Origin of the sequence: Capnocytophaga sp. oral taxon 380 str. F0488 (genome assembly GCF_000318255.2) — a bacterium.
Taxonomy (GTDB): Bacteria; Bacteroidota; Bacteroidia; order Flavobacteriales; family Flavobacteriaceae; genus Capnocytophaga; species Capnocytophaga ochracea.
In genome coordinates this window covers 56,205-62,295 of sequence record NZ_KB291170.1, presented here as the reverse complement: position 1 = coordinate 62,295, position 6,091 = coordinate 56,205, and the positions used below count along the sequence as shown (strand labels likewise).

3 protein-coding genes are annotated in these 6,091 nt (G+C 40.0%); all 3 read right to left on the bottom strand.

Features of this window, described 5'->3' with window-relative positions; translation table 11 throughout:
- Positions 1 to 232: 232 nt before the first annotated feature.
- The 3 genes from HMPREF9078_RS00410 to HMPREF9078_RS00400 all read right to left on the bottom strand — a co-directional run bounded on the left by HMPREF9078_RS00410 (position 233) and on the right by HMPREF9078_RS00400 (position 5,702).
- Entirely contained in the window at positions 233 to 1,693 is a 1,461-nt protein-coding gene (locus HMPREF9078_RS00410) for a DUF6850 family outer membrane beta-barrel protein (protein ID WP_009418738.1), read from the bottom strand.
- Positions 1,694 to 1,842: 149 nt separating this feature from the next.
- Entirely contained in the window at positions 1,843 to 3,051 is a 1,209-nt protein-coding gene (locus tag HMPREF9078_RS00405; protein WP_009418737.1) for a DUF4876 domain-containing protein, read from the bottom strand.
- Between the two features lie 14 nt (positions 3,052 to 3,065).
- A complete protein-coding gene (locus HMPREF9078_RS00400) occupies positions 3,066 to 5,702 on the bottom strand; it encodes a TonB-dependent receptor plug domain-containing protein (RefSeq protein ID WP_009418736.1) in 2,637 nt (878 codons plus the stop codon).
- Positions 5,703 to 6,091: the final 389 nt, after the last annotated feature.

Below are 6,091 nucleotides of genomic sequence, written 5' to 3'. Positions count from 1 at the left end.
CTATAAGCTCTCTATAAGCTAACCACACCCTCCTAATACCCTTTTTCCTTCAAAATCCCTCTCAGTCCACTTCTGATATTTTTCGTTTTCCTCCGAAGTCTAAACCCCCTTCTCTGAGTCTCTCCGAAATTCTCCAACTAATTCCCACATTTCCTAATTTCCTAATTTCTACATTTCCTAATTTCCTAATTAATAACCCACTGCTCGCATAGTACTCCCCCTTATATCAAACTCAGAAAGTAAGCCCTAAACTAAATTGATGAAAAATATTCACTTTTTGACTCGTAAATACTCCTATTTCACTGTTAAATCCTACAAAATAGCTTAATGAAGGCGAAAGTTTGTGATGGTATTGCAAACTCACCTCAAAACGCTGTCTATCCAAGGCAAGAAAGCGGGCATTGTGCAAAAGCATTGTGCTGAGCTCAGCTTCATTGCGGTCATTGCGCAATAGATAATTCTCGTGTAATACTTTCCGATACTGATACTGCACGCCTGTTACCCCTATACTCTTCTCCCCTAAGGGTGCTACAACACTTATCGTCATTCCAACATTCAGATAATCAAAATGCTGAAAACTCCTCACTAAAGTATAATCCTCACGATAAGTTTCATAACTCACATAAGGCATTATACGATACTGCACAGCATTGTCGAACCCAAAAAGCATACCTAACTGATATTGCTCGCATTTAAGGGTATAGTTTTTGTTCTTCGCAATAACCTCCGTCCAATTGTTATTGCGTCCCGAGAGGATAGGCTCTACGCCCTTTTTACTTTGCTGATAATATCCTAATTTGAATCCGTAGTGATAGTGAGCACGACGAAACAATTTGGTAAGTTCTGTATTGAGTACCCTATTGGTCAGGGTTACTGCAACAATCCCATTGTCATCAGTCATATACTTCTCAATCGTCAGTTGATGGTAATCCCCTGTGAGAAAAAAGTCGTCCGTCCTGCTGATTGTCATTCCTCCACCATAACCATAACCTTCGTAAAAAGCCCTCAGTTTATTGCCTTTCAGCAAATGGTTGTAATACCCCAAGCCATTGAGGTGATACACTGTAGGCACCCCTAATTCGTTAAAGAACCTCAGTTCGTTTGATTGGGTATATTTCACAAAAGTGCCATAAACACCCATCTTCCACTGCATTACCTTCCACATAAAACCCGATTGCAATTGCAATTGCGAAGTAATATCCTTAGGACGCGGGTCTTTATCCCTACTTGCTAATTCAGCTTGGTAATTCAAAGAGATACCCCAATGCAGGCGTTGCCATTGTTTGGCAAAACCACCCGTAAAGACGTATTGTTCGCTGTGCAAATCTCCCCCTATGGCATCAGCAGTGAAGTAAGGATACAGCAACTCACCATCTAACGACTCGTTCCAGCGAATGTGCTTTAGGGTTCGATTTATATACGACGCATCACCCCAAAGCGTACGCGTGCTGTCATAAGGAAAATAAGAGTTCGCCTTTACTGAGAAAGCAGTATGACCCTCAGGATACTGTTGGGCATACGCCTGCTTATCGCTTCCCTCGTAAGTTGTTTGCACCGACGAAAAGCGATATTTCCCCCAATCTGTCATTGTTGCCGGATTCTGAAAGTAAGCTTTATAAATGCGTTGAACACTTTGTTGCTCTTTCAGTTTCAGCAGGAGAGTATCAATAGTATCTTGCCCCCAGGCAATCATCTCGCAGAAGAAAAATAAAAATAATATGTTGAGTGGACGATGTGTCAATTCTAATTCATTGATTTGTCAATAAAAAATGCTACAAACTTTGCCAAAGTTTAACTTTGGCAAAGTTAAATCTGCAAAAGCAATATTTCACTCTTCACTTTTCACTTTTTAAGTGTAGGTGTAGTGAGAATTTCGAAATCTTCAGTAGAGTTGTTAGTATCTTTAAAGATAGGCTTACCATTGTTTTCAGAAAGAACCTTACGGCGTACAGATTTGCCATAACGAGTTTTGTCTTCCTCATCTTTAGTCACATAAGTATAGCCTGAATCCAAAGAAGTATCGGTCACCAACCATTCGAAACCTTTTTCAGTACTTAGATTTACGGCATCTACTATCCACTCATTAGGAATTTTCAACGTACTTCCTGTCTTTTTAACTATTTTGCCTTTAACATTAACTTCATATTCATAGTCATATCTAAGAGTAGAAGTAGCAGTACCTTCTGGAAAACGGGCTATCACATAGCTTCTATTACCTCGATTATTGAATATGAGAATACCATACAAATTGATATTATTGGTAACAGTAGGGCTATCTATATCTTTTACTCTTGGAGGATAATAATTCTCAAAGTTAGCTTTGCTCAAATCTAAAGAATTAGGATTGTTTTCTTTATGGTTAATTCCTTGTTCAGCAATAACAATAGAAGCACCTGGTTGCACGGGATATTGAGTGCCTGTACCAGGTATTTGCACCATACCTTCTACTGCAAAGGCTTCTTTCATTATATTGGGAGTGTAATCTCTTTTGGTTACCGTTAAAAACTTAGAATCTGCTAATACCAAACCATCGGCGTAAAGCACTTTATCAGTATTGTTATAAAGTTTGATATACTGGTCACCAAAGTATTGTTTTCCTTCAGGAGTTAAAGTGCCAACAAAAAAGATTTCTTCTATAATAAAGTCATTACCTTTAGCTTTGATAGATAAAGGTACTTTAAAAGAGCTATCACTAAGTACATCTATTTTGCTAACGAAAGCACTGAGTTCACCTGCTACGGTCTTGCCATCAAGGGTATAAGTAGCAGTGGTGGCAATGCGCAGTTCATAGCTCCCCATCAAAAGAGGAAGGGTTAATTCATTTTGAGAAAGATTGGTAAAAATACGTTCTACTTTCTCATTCTTGTTGAGTTCTGTAAGAGTAAGGGTGAGCGTACCATACCGAACATTGGTTACCTTATCAGGATTTTGTAGCTGAAGGGTAAGATTGCGTGTTGTAACAATGGTGTTGATATTATCATCATCCTTCTTACAAGCGTTTAAGAGCACTAAAGTAAGTGCTAAAGCTAAAAGTTGTTTTAAATGTCTCATAATATGTTAATTTATTAATTTGCTAATTTACTCTTCCCTAAAGAAATGTTCATCTCCATTCCAAAATAGGGGTTGATGAGTCCACGACGGTTGATGTATTGTCTGTTCACACGGTAGTCCTCGTAAAAGTTGAACAGATTGTTTACATATATCGAAAGGGTAAAGTATTTATAGAATTCTTTTGATATTTTTAGATGTATGTTCATTGATAGTGGAGTTCTATCACTGAGACTTATAGTTGTAGGGCGTATGAGCCATTGTAATACGGGATCACTCGCTTCTGTCGCTGTATATGGGTGACGCACACCATCTTCACTGATGTAGTGAGTGGGCACACGACTAAGAGATGGACTGCTGTTGATAACATACCAAGTGAGGTCGCAACGCACAGAGGTGATGAGATGCAGTTCAGGGAGGTAAGTATCGGCTACGAGACTGGTTTGTAACTGTTCACAGTCGTACTTCTCCATTTCAGGATATACTCCCAGATTGTAATATTTGCGGTTGTTAATGATATCTTTATCGGCAGGACGATATACAGGTAATGAGTTGTAATACAAGCTGTGAAACCACGCACCACTAAGGGTAAAGCGAGTGTTGAGCAATTGTAGGCGCTTGCTACTGTACTGAAATTCCACCCCTTGTTTATCGATAGCCGAACCATTGCTCTCCATATCTGAGAGTATCAGGGCGTCTTGCACTGTATAGGGCAGATTTTCTACCAAAGGAGGGGCAGTAATCGCATTGTGATTGAGCCCTGTAGCATCGTATTTTTTATAGAATACCTTGTGATAATCGCTCATTTTTCGGAAACCCGATTGCATACGCTCGTCGAAATAGGTGATAAACAGCGAATGATGGTCGTATTCCAAGCCAAGGCGCACTTCGGCTTTGCTGTTCACCGCGGGCATAATGCTGTAGTTCACTTGCGGGAAAATGTAAGTTTTGTAGTGTAATTGGCGGTAAGCTTTTTGACTGTGATAGTAATTTAGCTGAACAAAATCTTCGTATTTATCTTGAGGGTAGAGCATTTCTTGAGTGGGAAGTTTGCTGTGTTTTCCCCAACCTGCTGTAAGACTGATACTGAGAGCTTTTTGGTTAGCAAACTCAATTTTAGGGAAAGTAACTTTCATATTCACGCGTGGGTCGAAACACACCTTGTTATGCAATGCGTAGCGTGAATCGAGTCCTAAAAGGGTGTTGGCACGCAAACCAGCACGCACGAGAAATTGGGTATGCCAAAAAGTTTTTTCTAACTGCTCTTCAACGTAAAAAGCCATATCTTGCATTGCAGGAATGCTCTTAAAAGCACGCGGACGGGTGTCCATTTCGGGTGATGGAGGGTGCGCTAAATCGTATACCTGCCCCAGACCGTTGTTTTTGTTGTAGTTGTAAGTAAGTCCGATTAGCAATTCGTTGCGATAGCCCGAGAATAGCTTATAAGAAGTCGTTGAGAGGTCGGCATAGAGGTGTAGCGGTTTGCCATCGACGAGCAAATGCGACACATAGTGAGGATCGGAGAATACCCCATAAAATTCACCAGCTTCTGTGTTTGTGAAAACGGGGCGTGCATTGGTGATTTGCACCCATTTATCTTGCTCAATACGGTCGAAACTCTGTGAGTAACTAGTTTTGAGTGCCAATGCTTTGAAGAATGTTTTAGGGAACTCCCAACTCAGCCCATTGGCAATGCGGATATTATTGTAAGTAGATTGATAAGCGTCATAGCGATCGAAGCCCACATCGGGGTCGCGCTTTTCCTTATCGATAGTACCCGTATAGTCGATGCTAAAATTCCACGTAAGCGGATTTTCGGTATCAAAGCGTTTTTCGGCACGAGCCGAAGCAGTGTAACGTTTGTAGTTTTCGAAGCTGTTACGTGGGTCGGGTTGGGAATCTAAATAATCCAAACTGAAGTTGAGTTTGAGGCGATTTTCAGTAAGTTCAAAGCCTTTGCCTACATAGAAAAGTTTGCTAAACCCATCGGCTTTGGCACGCGCCCTAAGGGGAGTATAGCCTTTTTGGCGGTGAATTGTTACTACCCCACTGCTGATGTCACCAAATTTCACCGATGGAATACCACGTATAATCTCCACTGTTTCAATATCATCGGTAGCAATAGTGCGCATATCTACCCCTGATCGGGTAGTGTTGCGCTTCTCATCGGCGTAATTCGATTGAGGGGTGATAATCATTCCGGTACCTACCGTAGATTGCATATTGCTATTCACATCTAAGGGAACACCATCAATATTGAAGCCTACGCCTAAAGAGGAAATACTATAGCCGTCCATAGGCGTTCCTGTCTGCCTGAGAGTGAGCGTATTGGCATAATTCAATGAGGGAGTCGTAACTTGCCGACCAGGGAGCAAACTCACCAAATCGGCAAAGCTAGAAGGCTGAAGGTGTCGCATTGCCTTGCGATCAATAAGCGAAGTAGAAGTAGGTGCAGGAAGTTCTTTAGCAGTTACTATCACTTCTTCTAACTGAATAGGTTGTGTAGTATCAGAAATAGTAGTAGGAGAAACAGTAGTGAGAGTTGCTGCAGTTTGAGCGTAAAGAGCCGAGCAAAAAATAGGAAAAGCAATGAGTGCCAAAGAGATGAACCTTTGGTATCCTAATGATTGTGTATATTTCTTTTTACTTTTCATTCTTCACTAAATAGGACTGCAAAGGTAGTACTTTTTTTGAATTATATAAAACAAATCTAAATAATATTAATATTAAACTTATAAAAATGCTTAATTTAACATCTGTTAAATATAACAGAATACTATTTTTTCAATCGCTTTTGCATCACTATATTACCTCTCGTCGAATTCATTTAACCTTTGCACCTCCTACTATCCCCTTCCTTCCATTTCTTTTAAAGTCTTCCCGAAACCTCCAATAAGTCACTTTTGCATTTATTAAATTCCAAATTTCCTAACTTTCAAATAGACTAATTCTCTAATTTACCCTTCCTTTTCTTTCGTCTCGAAACCCTGTTTTTGGCATTTTTAGTGCTGTTGTATGATATTATGAATCAACTATTTATATA